The sequence below is a fragment of the Ureaplasma zalophigenitalium genome, assembly GCF_025780055.1.
Classification (GTDB): domain Bacteria; phylum Bacillota_I; class Bacilli_A; order Mycoplasmatales; family Mycoplasmoidaceae; genus Ureaplasma; species Ureaplasma zalophigenitalium.
Genome location: NZ_JAOXHJ010000006.1, coordinates 30,521 through 51,729, shown reverse-complemented (window position 1 = coordinate 51,729; position 21,209 = coordinate 30,521). Strand labels below are relative to the sequence as shown.

Here is a 21,209-nt window from a genome sequence, read left to right as displayed (position 1 = left end):
CTTGCAACGCTTCTGCATATGCATGGTGTTTTGATCATCTTCATTGCGTTGCAGCGATTACAGTAGCTGCAGAAAAAATGGTCCCTATGATCGCGCTGGATATGGCGATTTTTTTCTTTTTGGATAATGATTTTTTCATATTTTCTCCCCCAATTACTTTATATAATTATATTATATTGTTATAAATTCCATGTATTTATTCCGGTTTGGGAATAATAAAAAGCCCTTCCTGGGCTTTTTAAATTCTTTTTTTGATTAAAATTATTTTTTCGTTTTACCAAAATAAAATTAACGTTTTGTAAATTGAGGTGCTCTACGTGCTCCGTATAAACCGAATTTCTTACGTTCTTTTACACGCGCATCACGAGTTACTAAACCCGCTTGTCTTAAATCAGATTTGTAATCCGCTTTGACCTCGATTAAAGCTCTTGCTAAACCTAAACGAATAGCTCCAGCTTGGCCATTAAAACCCCCGCCAATAACATTAACTTCAACATCAAATTGATCTTCAAGTTTTAATAAAGTTAATGGTTGCATCATATCTTGAATAACTAATTTATTTGGAAAGAATTTTTCGGGCGTAGTTTTATTTACTAAAAATTTTCCTGTCCCTGGCGTTAAACGCACACGAGCAACAGATGATTTACGTCTTCCTAAACCTTTATATTGAGTCATAATTATTTACCTTGCGCTTTCTTCAAATCTAAAACTACTGGCGTCTGCGCTTCGTGAGGATGATTAGCAGTTTTGTAAATGTGTAATTTATTAATGATTTGACGAGATAAACGGTTTTTAGGTAACATACCTTTAACACTACGACGTAATAATTCATCTGCGTATTTTGTTAACATTTCTTTACCAGAACGAGTTCTTAATCCACCAATATAATGAGAGTGGTTGTATCAATTTTCGTTTTTTTCTTTGTTCCCTGTTAATACCATATTATTGACATTAACAACGATTACGTGATCTCCGCCATCCACATTGGGTGTGAAGTCTGGTTTGTTTTTTCCACGTAAAATATCAGCAATAGCAACTGATAGACGACCTAAAACTAGATCAGTAGCATCGATTACATATCAAATACGACGATCATTAGCTGCTTCTTTTTTTAGCATTGTTGATTTTTGCATCAAAATCTCCTTGTGTTTATATTTAAAATATACAATTAAAAATTGCGGGTTGGATGTAACTTGTAATATTATACTAAATTCCAGTTATTTTTCAATACTTTTCAAAAATTGCTTAACTCTTTGTAAGACTTTAAAACCGTCTGCTTGACCAGTAATAATTGAGTATATATTTTGGTTATTAATCCCTGTATCATAAAAACAACAGTCACCAATTGCGTAAACTCTTTTTAAACTTGTTTCGTTTACACTATTGACTAGAATGCGGTTCCGTGTATTTAGTTCTAATGATTTTCAATTTGCAAAAGCAATTTCTTGGTTTATACATGAACCATATTGAACCAAGATATAATCAAAATTAGCAACGACTTCACTTTTTGTATTTTCATCTATAACTTGTTCTAAAAAAATTTTGTTAGGCTCAATTTTATCAATTTTGGTTTTCTTAAAAATTTGAATATTTTGACTAATTAGTTCTTCTTCACCAAAAGAATTACCTTTAATGTCATTACGTACCACAATCGTGATTTCCGTATTTTCGTAGTTTTTTTTCAAATACACACTATTGTCTAATGCGCTGTCTCCACCACCCAACACAACGATTTTTTTATTATTGAAATCAATTTCGTTTTTATGAGCTGAATATAAAATATTTTTTGTTTTTATTTTTTGTTCATTAATAATATTTTCAAGTTTAATGGGAATATAATCGCCTTTTCCAAAAGCTAAAATCATGAATTTAGCTTCGCATATTAATTGCTCTTTTTCATCAAACAATAAAAAGGTTTCATTCGCAGTTTCTTTATAACTAAACACACTTGTTCCTGTTTTAACTTCAACAATTGGTTCATATGCTTTAATTTGTCTAATTAATGCTTGCACGTAATCCTTCCCAATGATTTTGGGGTACCCGGGCACATCGTATATTTCCTTGTTTTCATATAAATAACTGATTTGACCACCTAAAGTATCACTAGCTTCTAATACTAATGTTTTTAATTGGAAATACCCGCTCATAGCTCCAGTAAATAAGCCAATGGGTCCTGCACCAATAATTACTACATCATATATCATATTTATTCATTCGCTTCAATCATAATCGCAAAATTGTTAATACCCACATGCGCATAAATGCATCCAGGTAAATAAGATTTAATTACCTCAACATTTTGTTCTAATTTTTCAGTAACTATTTTTCTAAGAGTTTCAATTTGTTCATTATTCTCTAAATCAGTTAATAAAGCAATACGTTTTATTCCCCTTGATTTTCACGCGTTTTCTTTATCGATAATAGTTAAAGCTTTATCTATGGCGTTAGCAAAACTTAGTGATTTGTCTGCGTATTCTAGTTTGTAATTTCATTTAATAATCAGTTTTAATTTTAATGTCGAAGCAATCAATCCTTTAATTTTTGATAATCGACCCCCACTAATTAATTGTGTTAGGTCTGACACAATCACCGAACCGACTATTCTTTGTGTTTGTGATTCGATAAAATTCGTAATTGTTTCATTGTTTAAATTTTCATTAGCTTCTAATAATTTTAATAATTCTTCGACCAATCAAAGAATTCCAACACTCACAGCCTTTGAATCAACAACTAATAAATTCTTGTTTTCAAAATGTTTTTTTGTTGCATGAAATGATGCGAAAAAACCTGACAGACCAGATGATAAAGTCAATACAATTACTCGCTCATACTCCAAAAACAAGGTTTCTAGTTTGTTAATTACTTTACCAGTAGATGGATAGTTCGTCTTAATATCATGTTTAGCGATTAGGGCACTGCGCATTTGATCCTGACTAACATCTAAGACATCATCATAAGCATTTTCTTCGCCAGTGTTTCGATTGCGAATCGTTAGTCCAATAGGAATAAAATAAACATCGGGGTGCTCTAAATCTAAAACGTTAGCACCTGAGTCAATTAATATTGCGGTTCTCATAACACACAACCTTTCTTGAAAATATTAATTATATTGTATATGAAACAAACTCAACACGAAAAATAAAAATTCAGCTAATTTATTAAAACAGATTAAAAAGGGCAATTTCTCACTTTTTTTAATTCCTTATTTTTTCAAACTATATGTTATTTATAATATATATAAAGGAAGAAAGAATTAATATGTACATTATTTATAATAATCAAACCTTAAACGATAGCTTAATAATAAGTTTTAATAATCAAATAGTAACAGAACAACAAAACATTAATGACGATGTTGTCGTCTTAAAAGCAAATGATCAACTTGTAGGAATCAACATTTTCCGTGCTAGTCAATATTTTAGCGGATTGGTTGAAGGTTTTTTAAAACCAACCGAAGAATTCATTAGTCAATTGCAAAAAATTACCAATTTAATTTTAGAGAATGAAAATGTTAAGTATTTTAAAGTGGGCAAAATAATTAGCTTTGAACCTATTCCCAATACTCATCTAAACATTTGTCAGGTGTTAATTGATGATCAAACCTTACAAATTGTTTGTGGTGCTAAGAATGTTCGAGTAGACATGTTAACTGTTGTAGCACAAATTAACCAAATGATGCCTAATGGAACATATATTGTAGCATCAAAATTAATGGGTGTAGCTTCTAGTGGTATGTTGTGTTCACAAAAAGAATTAAATGTTCATGGTTTCAATGAAGAGGGAATCATTGATTTAGATCCTCAAGCATACCACTTAAATGAAGTGTGTGATTTTGTTTATGCTAATGCAAAGGAGAATGCTCATGCCTAAAACAACTAATACGAAAAAATGTTCAAGTATAGAGCAGGATGTTTTAATTTTTGCTCTTTCAAATTCAAAAGAGTTGGGTGAAAAAATTGCCACTATTTTAAATACTGAATTATCACCGATTGATATAGCCTGTTTCGCTGATGGTGAAGTCTTGATTAAGCCAAAGATTTCTGTTCGTCACCGTCGTGTGGTTTTAATTCAATCAACATCAAAACCAGTCAACGATGCGTTAATGGAGCTTTTAATAGCTATTGACGCCATGCGCCGGGCTTCAGCTAAAAGTGTAAACGTCATCATCCCTTACTTTGGTTATGCACGTCAAGACCGTAAGGCTAGTCCCCGAGAACCAATTTCAGCACGTTTAGTAGCTAAGTTAATCGAAGCCGCAGGGGCAAATAGCGTTTTAACTTACGATATCCATTCTAACCAACAGCAAGGTTTTTATGACATCCCCTTTGATACATTACAAGGCGCTTGATCATTATTCAAACAATATTCAAGAGATAACCATGACGACTTATCAAACGTTGTTGTTGTAGCTCCTGATTATGGTTCAGTTAAACGTAGTCGTGAAATTTCCATGGCAACTAACACAGGATTGGCTATTGTTGACAAACGTCGATGTGGAATGAATCAAATACAAATCAATAATATTTTAGGTGAAGTAAAAGGGAAGGATTGTGTTTTAATAGACGACATGATTGATACTGGAGGAACCATTTTAGGTGCAGCTCAATTAGTTCATGATAAAGGCGCAGCATCAGTTACTATTATGGCTACACACGGGTTATTCAACAATAACGCTTTACAGCGTATTCAAAAGGCTATTGAAAACAAGGTTATTAATGCTGTATACATTACTGATACTATTAAAAACCCAACTTACCCGTGATTAAAAGTTGTGAGTGTTGCTAATTCGTTAAGTGAGTGTATTCGAATTTACTCACAAAACGATGGTTCTATGTCAATGATTCACGATTTAAATTCGAAACTACTATTCGAAGACATTGTAGAAACTGTATGTTTGAACGCCCAAAAATACGACCAGTAATAGTTGTTGAGGGGAAAACTGATCAACAAAAACTCTCTTCGTTAGTTAATGCTGAATTTATTTTAACTAACGGTTCACAAATTAGTCAGCAAACCCTTGATTTAATAAAAGAGGTTCAGCAAACTAAAGGTGTTATTTTGTTTTTAGACCCCGATTACCAAGGTGAGCGAATTCGCAAAATTATAACTAATTATGTCCAAGCTCCCGTTTATCATTGTTTTATTAAAAAAACTGATATGCAATCGGAAAATTCTAAAAAAATTGGTATTGCTGAAGCAGATAATAAAATTTTATTAGAATGTTTGCAAAAATATTGTTTGCCATTTAATACACCTGATGATCAGCGAATGCAATGAGTAGAGTATTTAAAACTAGAATTAAACAATAAAGCTAAACGTTCATGATTATGTGATCAGTTGCACATCAGTTATGCCAATCATAAACAATTATATAAACGCTTGGTAATGATGAACTTGCATTTTCAAGAAATCAAAGAATTATTATCAAAAAGAAAGGGGTAGTTATGCTTTTAAAAGATATTCAATGTCAATTAAGTGTTATTGCCACACCCATCGGTAATTTAAACGAAATGAGTCCCCGAGCCATCCAAGCTTTAGATGAAGCTTATGTTATTTTGTGTGAAGACACCCGTATTACCAAAAAACTTTTACACGCTTTTAACATTATAGATTACAAAAAAATAATTCGTTTTGATAATTTCAAGGAGCAAGTCAAAATTGACGAAGCATTAGGTTATATTAAAAATTATAAAACTGTCCTGGTCAGTGATGCTGGATATCCAACCGTGGCCGATCCAGGATATAACCTCATTAATGCTTGTCATGCGAACAACATTGGCGTGCAAGTAATTAATGGTCCTTCAGCATGTATGCACGCCTTAGTTGCTAGCGGGCTTTTATCGTCTACATTTATGTTTCTTGGTTTTCTTGGTAAAACTCAAAAACAACGTCTCCAAGTTTTAAATAAATATGCTAACGTACAAACAACGTTTGTTATATATGAAGCTGTGCATCGAATCAAAAAAACCTTAGCGGATTTGCAATCAGTTTTTGGTGATGTACATGTTTTTGTTGGTCGTGAACTAACTAAACTAAATGAATCATTTTACTATGGGAAAATCTCAACAATAGCCGAACAAATTACAGAATTAGGTGAGTTTGTCATTGTTGTTGATAACAATGAACAACAAGCCCAGCACGAACAAGAAACTAATTCTGAAATAATTGTTAAAAGCATCCTGGATTTAACACGTACTGGAATGCGTTTAAAAGATGCATGTAAACAAGTTGCCAAAACTTATGAACTAAATGCTAGTGAGCTTTACAAAATTATGTTAAATTATGCTTAAAAAAGTTATAGAACAATTAAAATCTCCTCAGAGTTTAACTGATTTAGTCGGGCAGGAGCACCTTTTGGGACCAAACGGTTTGTTAACTCGCATGGCTGATAAAAAACACGCATCCAACTTAATCATGCACGGGCCACCTGGTGTTGGTAAATCTAGTTTTGCTCGCGTTTTAGCGAATGCACTAAATATTCCTTTTCAATTTTTTAATCCTGTCTTGGATACTAAAAAAGATTTATTAAACATAATAGAAGTTGCTAAATTATCCCAACAATACATTATCGTGGTTGATGAAATTCATCGTTTAAACAAGGATAAACAAGATATTCTTTTGCCATTAATTGAAACGAATAAAATTATCATTTTTGCCACTACTACCGAGAATCCTTTTTTTGCTATTAATCCGGCTTTACGCTCACGTTGTCAATTATTATCTTTCGAGCCTATTAAACACGCAAGCATTGAACAACGATTAACTAATTTATTTAACCCCGATTCTTTTTTTGAACCAAATGCCTTTGCTTTTTTAATTCAACACACTAATGGTGATTTACGCGCAATCATTAACATCTTAGAAATTATTAGTGTTTTATATAATGAGCCAACCCCTATTAAACTTGATTTGTTAACACAAATTATGGGTGGATCTTATAGTTTGAGCCATAAGGATGGTAATGAAATTCATGATTTAAAATCAGCTTTTCACAAATCCCTACGCGGATCTGATGTTGATGCTGGTTTATACTATCTAGCACGTTTGGTTCGTATTGGTGATTTCGATGCTATTTATCGTCGTATGCTAGTTTGCGTTTATGAAGATGTGGGTTTAGCTAATATTAATTTATGTGCGCGCGTGGATCAGGGAATTAGTTCATGTCGTTATCTAGGATATCCCGAAAACGAAAAAATCCTTGCTAATTTGGTGATTCAAATTTGCCTTTCCCCTAAATCTAACGCTTCGTATTTAGCTTATAATAATGTTCAGACTGAATTAGACAAATCGGGTGAACATAATGTGCCTAACCACCTGCGAGACGCCCATTATGCTAGTGCAGCTAAGTTAGGTGTGCAAGGTTATTTATACCCACATGATTTTCCTAATCATCACGTGCAGCAAGACTATTTACCTAAACCCATTAAAAATCAACAATATTATTTCAGTCAAAACAATGATTTAGAGCACAAGCTAAATATTATTCATCAAAACTTTACAAAAAGAAAAAAATAGGAGGATGACAATGTCTCAAAAATTCTTTATATCCACACCCATTTATTACCCTTCTGGTAAGCCACATATTGGGCACGCTTATTCAACCATTATTGCTGATGTCTTAGCAAAATATAAAAAGTTGTTTGGTTATGAAACCTTTTTTGTAACGGGGGTCGATGAACACGGCCAAAAAATCCAAACCAAGGCTCGAGAAGCTAATATGAGTGAGCAAGGTTATGTTGATTTCATGCAACAACATTTTGTTGATTTATGAACGCGTTTACAAATCAATTACGACTGTTTCATTCGTACGACGAATCGTGACCACATCCAAAGTGTACAAAAGATTTTTTCCCAATTATATAAGCAAAATAAAATTTATCTAGGTGAATGAGTTGGAAATTATTGTGTTTCATGCGAAGAAAACATCAATGATGCTGACGTTTTAATCAATCATAAACAACAAAAAACATGCCGGTTCGGTCATGTTTTAGAAGAAAAAAAAGAAGCTTCTTATTTTTATAAAATGAAGGAGGGTGCTCCATTCCTAGTAAATTATTATGCGCAACACCCTGATTTTATTATTCCTAAAGAACGTGTAAATGAATTAGTCAACAACTTCTTACAAGATTTAAATGACCTTTCTATTTCGCGAACGAGTTTTAATTGAGGAATACCTATTCTTGAAAATCCACAACATGTGATTTATGTTTGGTTAGACGCTTTAATGAACTATGTTACAGCTACGGGTTTTCTAAGTTCTAACGATCAACTTTTTCAAAAATTCTGAAATGACGAAAAAACAGAAATCGTGCATTTGTTATCCAAAGAAATTACACGTTTCCACTGCATTTATTGACCTATATTCTTACATGATTTAGGGATTCGCTTACCATCTAGAATTCTTTCTCATGGTTGAATAATTACCAAAGAAGGCAAAATGTCTAAATCATTGGGAAACGTTGTAGATCCTCATGACTTAATTGATCGTTTTGGCCCAGATGTAACCCGTTATTATTTATTAGCAGATTTATCTATGTACAAAGATAGTGTTTTTAGTTATGATAATTTAATTGAAACCTACAACACTCATTTAGCTAATAATTTTGGGAATATGGTTTCTCGCACACTTGGTATGTTAAAAAAATACAGTAATAATGTTGTTCGCCCTGCTGTTCTATCACCAATTTTAACAAACCAGTTAAACCAATTTATTGATCAGTTTGTTAAACAAATTAATTTTTACCAAATTGATAAGGCATTGATAGTTTTACAAAACTTACTGGATTTTGCTAACAAATATATTGAAGAAAAAAAACCGTGGGAGTTATTTAAAAATAATGATTCAGCTACCTTAGATGAACTTTTATATTTATTAGTAAAAGTTGTTCACATCTGTACAATCCTATATCAACCTATTCTGCAAACATCAACCCAAACCGTTGCTCAACAAATGTTATTTACCACAGAGATCTTGTCCTTTGATAAACTTAAGGATTATCAATTATTTGATAATCATGAAGTGGGATCTGCATCTCCTATCTTCCAGCGGATTAATATAGAAAAATAAAAAAGGATCCTGGTCCTTTTTTATTTTTGTTTGTTTGCGTTATATTCGTTAGCAAAAGTATCAAAGAGCTCATAAACAAAATCAATCGCAAATATTTCCTTGCGCACCTTTTGGGCTTCTGGGGTCAACATCACTGTTAATTCTTGTTCATTATCGACTAATAAAGCTAAAAAATTATTTATCTTATCTGCTTGTCATCCTTCACCTGGGTTTTCAACATTAATAATCAACTGGTTACCTTTTTTGTTTTCGCGAATCTTATCTGAAGACACACTAATTGTTTGATCTTCTGGAATATAATTAATTATAATCATTGTTTTAACCTTCTTTCTTCTGAATTTTTTTGTTTAAAATAGCCCGGCGTTGTTCAAGTGCTTGCATTGTTCCTTCTAAATAAATAGACTGGGCATTGTCATATCCCACAAGCATTTCAACGTTTTTAAATTTAAAGGCCATATTAGGATGATGAATATCGGTTTCAATCACCTTGCCATCTAATAAGATCCCTAAGTTAGGGTTGTGCGTTACAATAAAAATTTGTTTATTTTCCTGTTTTAGAGTTTTTAAGATTGGTAGAATTTGATCAAAAACAGTTTTCGAATCAAGATTGTCTTCAATTTGATCTAAAAGGAAATAATTGGCATGCAAAGCATTGGATGTGCGTGCTGCTTCGATTCCGTATAAAACACCAAAAAGGGTTTTTTGTCCGTTTGATAATGTTGAATATTCCTGGTTGTTAGCATATAAAACAATACGCTTTTCATCGTTATCGGTCTTCTTTAATAAGTCAACTATGATTTTTTCTTGGTTTTTTGCTGATTTATCTAGTTTTAACTTGTCTAATCGGATGTTACCATTTCCTGGCGTTCCAATATATTTTTTAATAATATCCTTTTTCTCTTCGTTTGATAAGTTAAAAGGTTTGAAGCGAAATTCTAAACCTGGGCAGCCGTCGAGTTCTTTTTTTAATGTTCAATTAATCGGGATAATTGTCTCGTCGTTCACAATTTTTTGATATTGCTCTTGAATATTAATTAAAATACGGGGCAGACGTTTAAAATATTCTAGCACTTGGGTATATTTTTCAAACATGTTTTGTTCCTGTGTATTTCGCATTTTATTTTCATTAATTTTATTACGAAAAATTTTAGCAAATAGGGCGAATGTGGTTTTATATCGTTGAATATGTTGTTTTAGTAAAACATGTTTTTCAATTTGCGATCGAATAAGATCCATCATTTGTTTATGATTTTCTTTCAGCGCTATCAATGCCTGATCAACCTGTTTGGAATTAGGGAATAAATAATTCATTTCTTCAAAAATCTTTTCAACGTTTTTTTCGGAATTTATCAGCATATTCAAACGTTCAATATAATTTAATTGCAGCTGTTTTTCTAATTCTTCACATCGGTCAATTGGTTGTTTTGGATCGTATTTTAAATTGTGGGTAAAATTCGTCTTCTTGTTTTTTAATTCAGCAAGACTCTTGGCACTTTTAATAAAAACAGTGTAATCTAGAGTTTGGTTTTGTAAATTATAATATTCATCCACATAATTATATAGTTCAGTAAATAATTTTAATTCTTTTTCAAAAGGTCGCTTGTTAGCAATAATATCTATAAATTCATTTGTAACCTTCTTTTTTGTTTTTTCGATTTCTGTAATTTCGTCAAGCGAAATTTTTCGATTATCGTTTTGAACAATATAACCAGGTAAAAACATTTGTAGTTCAGCGGGGATTTTTTCCCATTTAGCATCGATTTTTAATTCCTTGTGATTAATTTGATCAATTCTATTTGTTTGATCGTAACAAATTGTTTTCACAACCCAATCGCCAAGAAAGCGATCCTTAAAATCATTAAGACTCGGATTGTTAATCGTTTTCTCTGCTATAATCTCAGCAATCATTAATAATAAACTGCTCTTTCCAGATCCTTTGCAGCCAAGAATAATATTGCAATGAGGATCAAAATCTAAGCGGTATATTTCATCTGTTTTTTTGTTGGCAAATTCAATATATGAAATCATAAATGCCTCCTATTCGTTTAATATCAATATTATAAGCTTAAAAACAATAAAAAGAGCGTTAATCACGCTCTTTTTTATCATGTTTTAAACACATTTTTTTAAGTCAATTTGTTTATTTAAAATAGCTTGTTTGACGTCATTAAAAGTTAATGAATTCGTTGTTAATCATGTCCAATAATAACTATGTTGTGGGTAGTTATCTCAATCGTGTGTATCACTAAAACAAACAACTGGTGCTTGTATGTTATGCTTGCGCATTTTTTGAACATTTTTATGATCTGGTTTAATACTATCCAAACCATCAACTCTTTGGTCTTTAATATCCTGAGGAAAAACAACATCTGCTCCTTTTCCTACATGGGGAAAGATTAAAAAATCATATTGTTTATCGGTTAATAAATTAACTAATTCAGCATAAGAATATTTATCAAAATTCAAGGGATTAAAATCCGGGTTAAAATGTTCTTGACAAAAGTCTTCTAATTCCTCTAAATTGTGATCGGGATTAAAAACTACAATCACTTGCGCTCGTGTATTCTTGTGGTGCAGGTAAATATCAATTTCGATCCCCGGCCAAACAATAATTTGTGGTTTAAACTCTAAACCTAAATTTACCCTTTTCAAATATTGATTTTTATCAAAATTCAAGTGGTCAGAAAAACAAACAATTTTTACGTTGTTTGTTTTTAGTTTGTAAAAAATATCCTCGTCTGAATTTTTACTTACATTTGATCCGTATTTATTAGAATCAGATGTATGTGTATGCAAATCGATTTTAATCTTCAACATATTAGAGATTACTCTTTATTAGCGTTCTTCATCTTATAACCCCGAATCCGGTGAGCGTTCATTTTTTTCTCAATGTGAGCACGTTTGTTTTTTTGTTGGATTTTACTAATTGTTTGTTTTAGTTTTTTCTTATATCCAGGCTTCACTTTTTTATCAGCTAATAAAACAGCTTTTTTAATTTCTAAATTCGTTTTAAAATCAACTGGTGCTTTATTTGTTTTTCAAGTGTATTTGTAATTCACTAATTCGTTGTTACGGATTCTTTTATGTCAAAAAACAATACCTTTTTTAACTAATTTCAATAGTTCTGTTGATTTTTGACGATTATCATATAACACATATGATTCACCTGTATATTTACCACGCCCTGCACGCCCTGCACGGTGAACATAAAATTCGCTTTCAGTTGGTAAATCATAGCTAATAATATGACTCGCTCCGTCAATATCTAAACCACGGCTAGCTAAATCAGAACAAACAACATATTGAAAGTCTAAATTTTTCATTTTTTTATAAGCATTATGTCGTTCGCGTTTTTGCAAATCACCGTGAAACATTCCTACATTATATTTTTGATCTAATAATTGTTTGTAGATTTTTTCTACTTGTTTTTTTGTGTTACAAAAAATTAAACATAAATATGGATCAATTGTACGCATAATAGTCGCTAAAGAGTGGTCTTTATCGTGATTGTGCACAATGTAGTGTTTAATATTTTCGTTTGTGTAAATATTTGTCGCACTATTAACAATTTTTGTATCACCAAAATATTTTTTAATTTGGATAGATAACATTTCATTTAATGTTGCTGAAAAGCTAACTTTTTGTACATTTAGTTTGCTAATGCGTTGCATCACCGCATCTAAATCATCCGCAAAACCGTGTTCCATTAACATATCAGCTTCATCAAAAACAAGAGTTTTTAAATCTCGTAAATCTAAATAATTATTTTCTAAAAAATATTTTAATCGATTCGGTGTGGCAATAATGATTTGGTTTTTATTTCAATCTTTATTAACTTGTTTCTCTAAATCAACACCACCGACTAGAGCTTTAATAAATAAATGTTTGTTGTGATTGGCAAACGGATTTAACGCCGCATTAATTTGCATGGCTAGTTCTTTAGTTGGGACAATAATTAAAGCCTGTAGTTGTTTTTGAAAATCTATATTGTTTAAAATCGGTAAGCAAAAAGCTAAGGTTTTTCCTGTTCCAGTTTCAGCGATACCGACTAAATTTTTGTGTTTGTTTAAATATCCAAAAGTATCCTTTTGAATTTGTGTTGGTTTAATAATATTTAAATGATTTAAAACCTCAATGATTCAGGGTTGTAAACTTTTAAATTTGTTTATTTGTTGTGTTTTCATCTAATTCCTTTTCTGCATGAATAACCGTTTTGTTTCACTTCGTTTTGCTAAATATAATTCATCCCAATGTGATTTTGAAAATATTTTCGGCATACATAATGAAAAATAGGAGGTAAATGTTATATTTGTTATTTGGGTCAACATTCACATTTGTCATAAGTCCAATAATAACCATTCAAATTACAACTGATAAAATATCCATTGTTAATAAGAATTTACTTCCTCCACTCTTAATGGCTGAGTACATAAAAGCAAACGGGAATTCAAACATAACGCGTACTAAAAGCACATATTCTAAATATGTTGCCGTTTTCACAATCGCTTCCGCTCTCTCTTTAGCAGCTAATGAGTCATCGGTTGGGGGGTTCAATAAATTATTAACAAAAGTTGAAAGGATTAAAATAATAATGCTTAAAATTGTAGCAGCAATAAAACTTCAATTAATTAATCGACGCGCATTTTCTTTGGCTAAGTCATTTCTTTGGGCACCTAATTCAGCAGTTACTACTACAGCTGTAACCGCAGCTGATCCCGGTCACATTAATGCAATGAATTGAATTAATAAAGATACGGTCGCAATTGAGTCACGTTTATCACTATAATAGTTCAACATAAATCCTAAAATAACAGTTGTCCCCAAGGCAAATAAAAATTCATTAATCACAATTTGTCAACCAACTTTTACCACCTGTTTAAACACTAGTTTGCTAATTCGCAAATGATTAAAAATATAAAATGGTCGTGTTTTTTTAAATAATGATAGGATTACTAAAAATAATGCGTTTGTAAACCGTGCAATCAATGTGCATCCTGCAACGGCCATTGTTGCCTTATAATAGTCGTGTTCAAAAACCTTTACTAATATCGCTGCTAAAATAATGTTAATTCCTAAAGCTATTGATGATGATACTAACGGTCAATATGTAGCTTTATCTTGACGGAAAGCAGTCGCAAATGTAAAACTAATAATGAACGGAATCAGTGAGGCAATAATAATCCGTAAATAACTGGCAGCTAATTCGTTTGTTAGTTTAAATGATGCAATTTGTTCAGGTGTAGCACTATCTTTTAAATGAGAACCACTGAATAATCCGATTAGTTTATGTGGGATACTCATAGCCAGAATTGTAATAGCCACAGCTATAATTAATCCTACAAAAATTGAGAAGTTCATGGTTTCCTTAAAACGCATGAAATCCTTCCGTCCATAATATTGAGCACCTAATGTTGCCCCCATTGAAGTTATAGCTGTCATTAAAATTACAGGTAAAAACATAACCTCGATAGCTAAAATAGCGGCTGTTTTAGCTTCAGTCCCATGATTACCGACATTAAAAGCAGCTAATAAAAAAGATCCCACCATCGGGATAATAGTTAGGATAATAAAGTTAATAACTGTTGGGAAAAACAATTTGCAAATGATTTTTACAAACTCTTTGGTCCCAAAGTGTTTCGTTCAAAAATTTTGTTTTGATGTATTTTGCATTAATAATCACTTTCACCAATCTTTGCGTTTTTTAAAATTTTAATGGCGGATGATGTACCAATTCGCGTTGCTCCGTGTTTAATAAAAGCATCTAAATCGTCAAAGTTTTTAACGCCACCGGCTGCTTTAATTTCTTTTTGATTATTCAAAATTTCTTTTCACAAAATAACATCTTCTAAAACTGCACCAGATGATGCAAATCCCGTTGATGTTTTAATAAAATCAGCATTCGAGGCTAAAATTAAATTAGCTGCAAAAACTTTTGTATCGTGATCTAAAAGCGCTGTTTCAACAATCACTTTTAGAACATGTTCGCCAATTGCTTGTTTTACTTGATTAATTTCTGATAAACAATATTCAAGGTTTTGGCTGCGCAATTCATTAATATTAATTACCATATCAATTTCATCGGCTCCATCTTGTATGGCTTGTTTAGCCTCAAAAACCTTAGTTGCTGTGGTGTTCATTCCTAGCGGGAAGCCAATTACTGTTGTAATCTTAACTTTCTCGTCTAACAACAAGTGTTTTGCGTATTTGACAAAAAACGGTTGGATACAAACACTGTAAAAATTGTATTCAATCGCTTCGTTAACTAAATCATTAATGTCATCAAATGTGGCTTCGTTTTTTAAAAGAGTATGATCGATATACTTACTATATTTATTCATTTTTTTCACCTTCTATTATATAATTGTAATACATTTTAAAACTTTAAAACAGACACGTTTTTTAAGGTGTCCGTTTAAAGTTATAATCAAATTGAAAATTTTGTTTCTTTAAAACGTTTTTTTGAACACATTGACCCGACTTAATTAATAAGGGAGCAATCATTAAAGATAAGACCATAATTCCAGTATATTTAATTAAATTAAACGGAATATACAAATAAATGTGGCCTAATAAATAAGTTGGCGCATTTAATAAGTATGGGGTTGGTTTGTAAGAAATTATTAACTCATAAAAACTAATTGTTGAAGTAACCTTAAATATATATCAAAACAGCGGAGTAAACAATATAGCATTCATGAAGGTACTAATAATTGTGGTTATTACACAACTACAAAAAAGCGTAAACAATAAATAGCGTTTTAAATGTTGTTTATTTTTGAAAACAATGTGTGCGAACAATCAAACCGATGAAATAAAAATTACATTATTAAATAAGGCAATTAGTACACCAATAAAACTAGCACTAGAGTAAAAGAAATTAAACATACTCCCCAAAATCGTAGCAACATAAACAAAAGGAGTGCGAACTTTATAAACCAGCACCACTAAAGCTAAACAAGCAAAGTCTAATACTAAAAAATGAAACTTTAAAAACGAAGATAAGTAATTGATAACCAAAAAGACTGCTAACATAATAGCACTTAATGCAAAGTCAAAAAGGCTTTTGTTAACAGTAATATATTTCGTTTTTTTATTTCTTCCAAAATTCGTTTTCAATGATTTTAACATCCATTTCTAACGCTTTGGCTTTTTTTGTTCCCGGATTTTTACCACATAATAAATAATCTGTTTTTTTAGAAATATTATTAACTACTTTGACTTTATAAACAGTTTCTAAGATCTCTTTAATAGCTGGACGGCTAATGCTAAAAGTTCCCGTAATCACAATGGTTTTATGAGCATACTCATCAAACGGTACGTAAGCATCCACATCTAAATTAGAGATGTATAAAGTGTTAATCCCATATTGAATTAATTTACCAATTAATGTTTGGTTGTCGTGGTTCAAAAAGAAATTAATAATGGAAGCAGCTGCTTTCTCGCCACATAAATCAACTTTGATTAAATCGTCATAACTCGCTTTCATCAAGTTATCTAAACTACTAAAGTGTTGAGCTAGTTTTTTTGCTAATGTACTACCCACGTGCCGAATGCCCAGGCCTGTTAATAAACATTCTAATGAATTCTTTTTAGAAGCTTCAATGCTTTGGATTAGATTATTAAAAGCCTTCTGTTTAATTTTTAAATCTAACTCATAAATACGATCTTCGTAGAACTTTAATAAGTATAGGTCTGTAATATCACTAATTAATTTATGTTCATAAAGTTTCGTAATGATTTTATCACGCAACCCATCTATGTTCATAGCGTTACGCGAAACAAAATAAATAATTTTGGCTATTTGTACTTGCATACATGTCTCAGGGTGCGAGCAGTATCAATCGGTTTCGTCTGGATTGTTAATTAATGTTGACTGGCACGAAGGACATCGTTTGGGTTGCACAAAAAGTGAAACAGATTGGTCACGACGTTCTAAGACAACATGATCAACGTAAGGAATGACATCACCAGCCTTATAAATCGTAATGAAGTCGTTAATTCGAATATCTTTTTCAACAATAAAATCGTAATTGTGCAACGCAACATGTTGGATGATAGAACCATCCAATTCAACAGGTTCAAGTAAACCCGTATATGTAATTTTCCCCGTTCGACCCACATCAATTAAAACATCTTTGATTCGTGTCATCTTGATTATAGCCGGGAATTTATAAGCAATTGCTCATTTAGGAAATTTAACAGTATAGCCTATGTCATCATAAACTTTATAATTGTTTACTTTTAAAACCATTCCATCAATTTGATATTTTAATGTATGGCGAATTTTGTATACATTATTAATCGTATTCATAATTCCTTTTAAGGAATTAGTTTTCTCGACTAGCTCATTAACATGAAATTTTTGCTCTCTTAATCACTCCAAGGTATCGTATTGGGTCTGCAAACCCAGTTCGCTAGCTTGAACAACATAATACATATAGGATTGTAGATTTCGGTTGCTAACCACTTTATTGTCTAAACTTCGTAATGTACCGCTGGCCGCATTTCGTGGATTAGCAAAACGTTTTGATGTAAGCTCTAAATTCTCATTCAATCGTACAAAATCCTCATTATCCATAAAGACCTCGCCTCGCACCTCGATTCGTTGATTTTTATATTTGTCACTAATAAATCAAGGGATATCTTTAATGGTTTTAATATTGTGAGTTACATCCTCGCCAACTTGCCCATCACCACGAGTGACCGCTTGTGTTAAAGTTGCGTTTTCATAAATCAGACTAATTGATAAGCCATCAATCTTGGGTTCTACAACAAAACCATTCAAATCAGAGCTTCATTCCTCTAGATCAGAAATGAATTTTTGTAAATCTTCCTGGCTAAAGGCGTTAGCTAAAGATAACATCGGAGTTTGGTGTTTAACTTTTGTAAATTTATCTAAGATAAAACCCCCAACTCGTACACTTGGCGAATCGATTGATTTAAATTCTGGATAAGCATTTTCTAAAGCGATTAATTCCAACATTTTTTGGTCATAAACATGATCGGGAACACTAGGATTATTTAAAGCATAATATTCATAATTTCATTGTTGTAATTGTTTTCTTAATTCATTAATCACACGTTCGATATCTTTATTCATAATTCACCCTATCGCTTAATTGGTTTTCTTAAATTTCAAACCACTTGTTTGTTTTTCTTTTGGAAGTCATCAACTAAACCTTTTAATAGTTTAGGGTGACGGCGAGAAGTTCGTTGTTTATGCAAAATAATTGTTTCTTGATTTTTAACATTCGCATCTTCTTCATTTTGCTCATCATTATTTTTATACTTTTTAAACTCTTCAATAATCTTAATTGAAAAGTCGTTTAATAAGCGTTCGTTTTCAGATTGGAACTGTAATAATTTAGTGTTTGTTCGTGCTCGCGCTGATTCGTTTAACACAGAGATAATTCCAGAAGCAAATAACGAAGTTAAGAAACCATAATAAGTTACACCAATGATCCCCATAATCGATGCAAAGAAACGCCCTTGTTCACTTACTGGTGCTAAATCACCATAAGCAATTGTGGTGATTGTTCCTACAGCAAACCATAAAGAATCACCAAGTGATTTAAATTTATATTTATCACTATCATACGCTATATTTTTTAAATGGTAATAATCTTGTTCGCATCGTAAAATAATAAAACTTAAGACAAAGGCAAAAACTAAAATAACAATGATTGAAGATAATAAAATTCTTCAACGACGTTTAATAACTTCTCCAAAAACATTAATATCTGAAGCTAAAACTGTGTTGTTGATAATTTTTTTATGAAGCCCTAATATCTTGAACAAAATTGCTGCAGGGAAAACATCCATATAGACAGGATTGTTGACAAAATCACTAAAAATCTGATCATCAGTTAAGAATTCATTACTAAATAGTGTTTGTGCAAGGCCTGAATGATAAATAATGATGATAATAAGGAATGATCCAAAATCCAGAAAGCTTGTAAATCGAAACGGAAATAATAAGAAAGCTTTTAGTCGACTTCATTTATATTGTGAGTAGTCTGCATAGAACCATCGTAAAAAATAATCAAATAAAAATACATAATTGATTACATAAAAAATTAAAAAGTATTGTTTAATAAATCTATGATGATTCATTTCTTGAATCGGATCAGAAGTGTTGTTTAAATTAGCTTGATTATAAATGATTATGGTTGATGAAGCCACAACCATAATCATTAAACACAATTGATAAAAAAACGCTATGATTGATTTCATATTCATTATTTTTGAATATGCTTGCATATCGGTAAATTCGAATAAGACGAAACGAAAACGATTAAAGTACAATAATTGGTTTTCTTTTCTAAATAATTTTATTTCTTCTTTAGTCATGTGTTTTTCCTTTTAAATTGTTTCATTTACTATTTCATATTCCCCATCGATGAATCGATAATAAAGATGCTTGTCATAACACACAATAATCAAATTAGCAATTTGGTCGTTATATGCGTGTTCTAAGCATTGTTCTAATTCATCAATAAAAGTTATTTCTTTATTATGACAAATGACTTTTACAAAAATATCTTCATCTTGGTTATTTTTGTAAACAGCATCATATTTATCAACTAATGAATCATCTAATTCGAATTCAGTGCAATTGCGTAAAACTAACAGATTATGTAAAGATTTCAGTTGATCATTTAAATCATAAGTCGCGTTGACTGCATCTTCCCCATATCTTTCAAAATCAACGAAAACATTTTTATGCATATCTTCAATAAAGTAATCACTCATATTTAAAATAAAACCAATGTTTTTATATAGCGAAACATTTCTGTTCAAAATATCATCTAGTTTTAGTTGTAAATAATAACGTGAATTCCGGACAGCTTCTCGAGGGCGACCGTATATTAAAATATCTGAAAGCATTACTTCAAAGTCAACCGGTTCTAAGGCTTTTAAAATTAGCAAGTGGAAAAAATCAACAAAATAGAATTGAGCTAGTTTGCTCAAGGTATTCGATGGGTCGCGTTGAGCAAATTCTTTAACATCTAATAGTAAGGATAAAATTTGTTTATTATTTGTTGAATAATCAATAAATCGATAAATACTATTTGCAAAATAATGAAACATAGTTGTCATTTTTCTTAAATTTAAGTTTGAGATTGTTGATAATTGGTAAGACAAGAAATTCATAATTCTTCGTGAACTTGCCTTTGTTTTGTATTTATCTAGGCGAATGATTAACCGTTTATCTTCTGGGATTTGGTTTTGAAAAACTTTGCGCTCATCTAAATATTTAAAGAATGAGGCGTTAAAGATTACTGTGTTATTGAATAAATTTAATGTCTTAAAGTATTTTAAAAGACGTGTGTAATTTGTACTATTTGGATCAATTGTGTCATAAAAAAAGGTATACCTTTTTGTAATAATCATCTTGGACGATTGCATAAACCTGTCATAAATACTGCTCGGGTCGTATTCTACACCTGCAGCCTGTTCATCAAAATAATATTTTTTGTAAATATTATTTAATGTTTTATCAATGTTATAAATTAATAAATCACGGCGATTAGCTCTTAGGTTATTAAATAACGAAATTAAGTTCGATAAAATAATGGCACTAATTAAAGTAAATAAGGCTGTTACAATCCCGATAAAACCATCACGTGATCAAACCTCAATAATTTCTCTTGTTCGTAAAAAAACAATTGAAATTAACGGTACAGCAATTGTTGCTCCAATAGTACTAAAAGTAGTAATAATGGGTAGAAAGTAAACACGTGAACGAGACTGAACTTCTTTTTTGTTAACTGCGTTATCAATTTCGTCAATTTGACGTACTACTTTAGCAATTTTTCGTTTCTTTCACCACAAAGTTAAACGAGTATCTTTATTTGAATACTTGAAATTTTCAAGAGTAGTGTTGGCCAACAAAAAACCTTTAATGTCTTCGACCAAACATTCCTCATTGGCGGTCGAAATAGATGATCATTCAGGCAGTTGTGGGTCTGCTAAAATAATCATGTCATTTAGTATTTGGTACACCTTTTCGTCGACTTCGCCATATAAGGCAACGACTTTTTTATCTTTACTATGAATTGATTTGTAAAGTTTTTCGATTTCTAATTCGATTGAATTTCTTACAGTTGACATCTTTTTTTATTCCTTATACATCTATATA

Annotated in this window: 20 protein-coding genes; 6 read left to right on the top strand and 14 right to left on the bottom strand. The window is 31.3% G+C overall.

Annotation, left to right across the window (positions count from 1 at the left end; translation table 4 throughout):
- Nucleotides 1-288 precede the first annotated feature (288 nt).
- The 4 genes from rpsI to OF365_RS02750 form a co-directional block, all read right to left on the bottom strand.
- Nucleotides 289-675, bottom strand: coding sequence for a 30S ribosomal protein S9 (gene rpsI / locus OF365_RS02765; RefSeq protein ID WP_263818089.1), 387 nt, complete (start codon nt 673-675; stop codon nt 289-291).
- Nucleotides 676-677: 2 nt separating this feature from the next.
- The gene (gene rplM / locus OF365_RS02760) at nt 678-1,133 is read right to left on the bottom strand and encodes a 50S ribosomal protein L13 (RefSeq protein WP_263818088.1); all 456 of its coding nucleotides are present in this window, start codon (nt 1,131-1,133) and stop codon (nt 678-680) included.
- A gap of 84 nt (nt 1,134-1,217) precedes the next feature.
- The gene (locus OF365_RS02755) at nt 1,218-2,204 is read right to left on the bottom strand and encodes an NAD(P)/FAD-dependent oxidoreductase (protein ID WP_263818087.1); all 987 of its coding nucleotides are present in this window, start codon (nt 2,202-2,204) and stop codon (nt 1,218-1,220) included.
- A gap of 2 nt (nt 2,205-2,206) precedes the next feature.
- Complete coding sequence (locus OF365_RS02750; RefSeq protein WP_263818086.1) at nt 2,207-3,076, bottom strand: DegV family protein; 870 nt, start codon at nt 3,074-3,076, stop codon at nt 2,207-2,209.
- Nucleotides 3,077-3,258: 182 nt separating this feature from the next.
- On the opposite strand from OF365_RS02750, the gene ytpR reads away from it, so the two are divergent.
- The 6 genes from ytpR to metG are packed head-to-tail and all read left to right on the top strand — an operon-like array spanning nt 3,259 to nt 9,067.
- A complete protein-coding gene (gene ytpR / locus OF365_RS02745) occupies nt 3,259-3,870 on the top strand; it encodes a YtpR family tRNA-binding protein (RefSeq protein ID WP_263818085.1) in 612 nt (203 codons plus the stop codon).
- Nucleotides 3,863-4,921, top strand: coding sequence for a ribose-phosphate diphosphokinase (locus tag OF365_RS02740; protein ID WP_263818084.1), 1,059 nt, complete (start codon nt 3,863-3,865; stop codon nt 4,919-4,921). The genes ytpR and OF365_RS02740 overlap by 8 nt, the downstream gene beginning before the upstream one ends.
- A complete protein-coding gene (gene rnmV, locus OF365_RS02735) occupies nt 4,891-5,442 on the top strand; it encodes a ribonuclease M5 (RefSeq protein WP_263818083.1) in 552 nt (183 codons plus the stop codon). The genes OF365_RS02740 and rnmV overlap by 31 nt, the downstream gene beginning before the upstream one ends.
- Nucleotides 5,443-5,444: 2 nt before the next feature.
- Nucleotides 5,445-6,290, top strand: coding sequence for a 16S rRNA (cytidine(1402)-2'-O)-methyltransferase (gene rsmI, locus OF365_RS02730; RefSeq protein WP_263818082.1), 846 nt, complete (start codon nt 5,445-5,447; stop codon nt 6,288-6,290).
- The gene (locus OF365_RS02725; RefSeq protein WP_263818081.1) at nt 6,283-7,515 is read left to right on the top strand and encodes a replication-associated recombination protein A; all 1,233 of its coding nucleotides are present in this window, start codon (nt 6,283-6,285) and stop codon (nt 7,513-7,515) included. Before rsmI ends, OF365_RS02725 begins: the two co-directional genes overlap by 8 nt.
- 10 nt (nt 7,516-7,525) lie before the next feature.
- Nucleotides 7,526-9,067, top strand: coding sequence for a methionine--tRNA ligase (gene metG / locus OF365_RS02720; protein WP_263818080.1), 1,542 nt, complete (start codon nt 7,526-7,528; stop codon nt 9,065-9,067).
- Nucleotides 9,068-9,087: 20 nt separating this feature from the next.
- Here metG and OF365_RS02715 read toward each other — a convergent pair whose 3' ends face one another.
- The 10 genes from OF365_RS02715 to OF365_RS02670 form a co-directional block, all read right to left on the bottom strand.
- Entirely contained in the window at nt 9,088-9,381 is a 294-nt protein-coding gene (locus OF365_RS02715) for a hypothetical protein (protein ID WP_263818079.1), read from the bottom strand.
- Nucleotides 9,382-9,385: 4 nt separating this feature from the next.
- On the bottom strand, nt 9,386-11,095 hold the full coding sequence (locus OF365_RS02710) for an ATP-binding protein (RefSeq protein ID WP_263818078.1): 1,710 nt from the start codon (nt 11,093-11,095) through the stop codon (nt 9,386-9,388).
- An 84-nt stretch (nt 11,096-11,179) separates the two neighbouring features.
- Nucleotides 11,180-11,884, bottom strand: a complete 705-nt coding sequence (locus tag OF365_RS02705) for a PHP domain-containing protein (protein WP_263818077.1) — start codon at nt 11,882-11,884, stop codon at nt 11,180-11,182.
- 8 nt (nt 11,885-11,892) lie between these two features.
- Nucleotides 11,893-13,251 (bottom strand): DEAD/DEAH box helicase, encoded by a 1,359-nt coding sequence (locus OF365_RS02700; protein ID WP_263818076.1) that lies wholly within the window; start codon nt 13,249-13,251, stop codon nt 11,893-11,895.
- Nucleotides 13,223-14,737: an MATE family efflux transporter gene (locus OF365_RS02695; protein WP_263818075.1), complete on the bottom strand. Its 1,515-nt coding sequence runs from the start codon at nt 14,735-14,737 to the stop codon at nt 13,223-13,225. Before OF365_RS02695 ends, OF365_RS02700 begins: the two co-directional genes overlap by 29 nt.
- The gene (deoC, locus tag OF365_RS02690) at nt 14,737-15,405 is read right to left on the bottom strand and encodes a deoxyribose-phosphate aldolase (protein WP_263818074.1); all 669 of its coding nucleotides are present in this window, start codon (nt 15,403-15,405) and stop codon (nt 14,737-14,739) included. Before deoC ends, OF365_RS02695 begins: the two co-directional genes overlap by 1 nt.
- Nucleotides 15,406-15,466: 61 nt before the next feature.
- The gene (locus OF365_RS02685; protein ID WP_263818073.1) at nt 15,467-16,195 is read right to left on the bottom strand and encodes an MPN527 family putative ECF transporter permease subunit; all 729 of its coding nucleotides are present in this window, start codon (nt 16,193-16,195) and stop codon (nt 15,467-15,469) included.
- Nucleotides 16,158-18,167 carry an NAD-dependent DNA ligase LigA gene (gene ligA / locus OF365_RS02680; RefSeq protein WP_263818072.1) on the bottom strand — a complete coding sequence of 670 codons (2,010 nt, stop codon included), beginning with the start codon at nt 18,165-18,167 and terminating at the stop codon, nt 16,158-16,160. The genes OF365_RS02685 and ligA overlap by 38 nt, the downstream gene beginning before the upstream one ends.
- Before the next feature lie 8 nt (nt 18,168-18,175).
- Nucleotides 18,176-19,417: a potassium channel family protein gene (locus tag OF365_RS02675; protein WP_263818071.1), complete on the bottom strand. Its 1,242-nt coding sequence runs from the start codon at nt 19,415-19,417 to the stop codon at nt 18,176-18,178.
- A 12-nt stretch (nt 19,418-19,429) separates the two neighbouring features.
- Nucleotides 19,430-21,181 carry a hypothetical protein gene (locus OF365_RS02670; RefSeq protein WP_263818070.1) on the bottom strand — a complete coding sequence of 584 codons (1,752 nt, stop codon included), beginning with the start codon at nt 21,179-21,181 and terminating at the stop codon, nt 19,430-19,432.
- Nucleotides 21,182-21,209 lie beyond the last annotated feature (28 nt).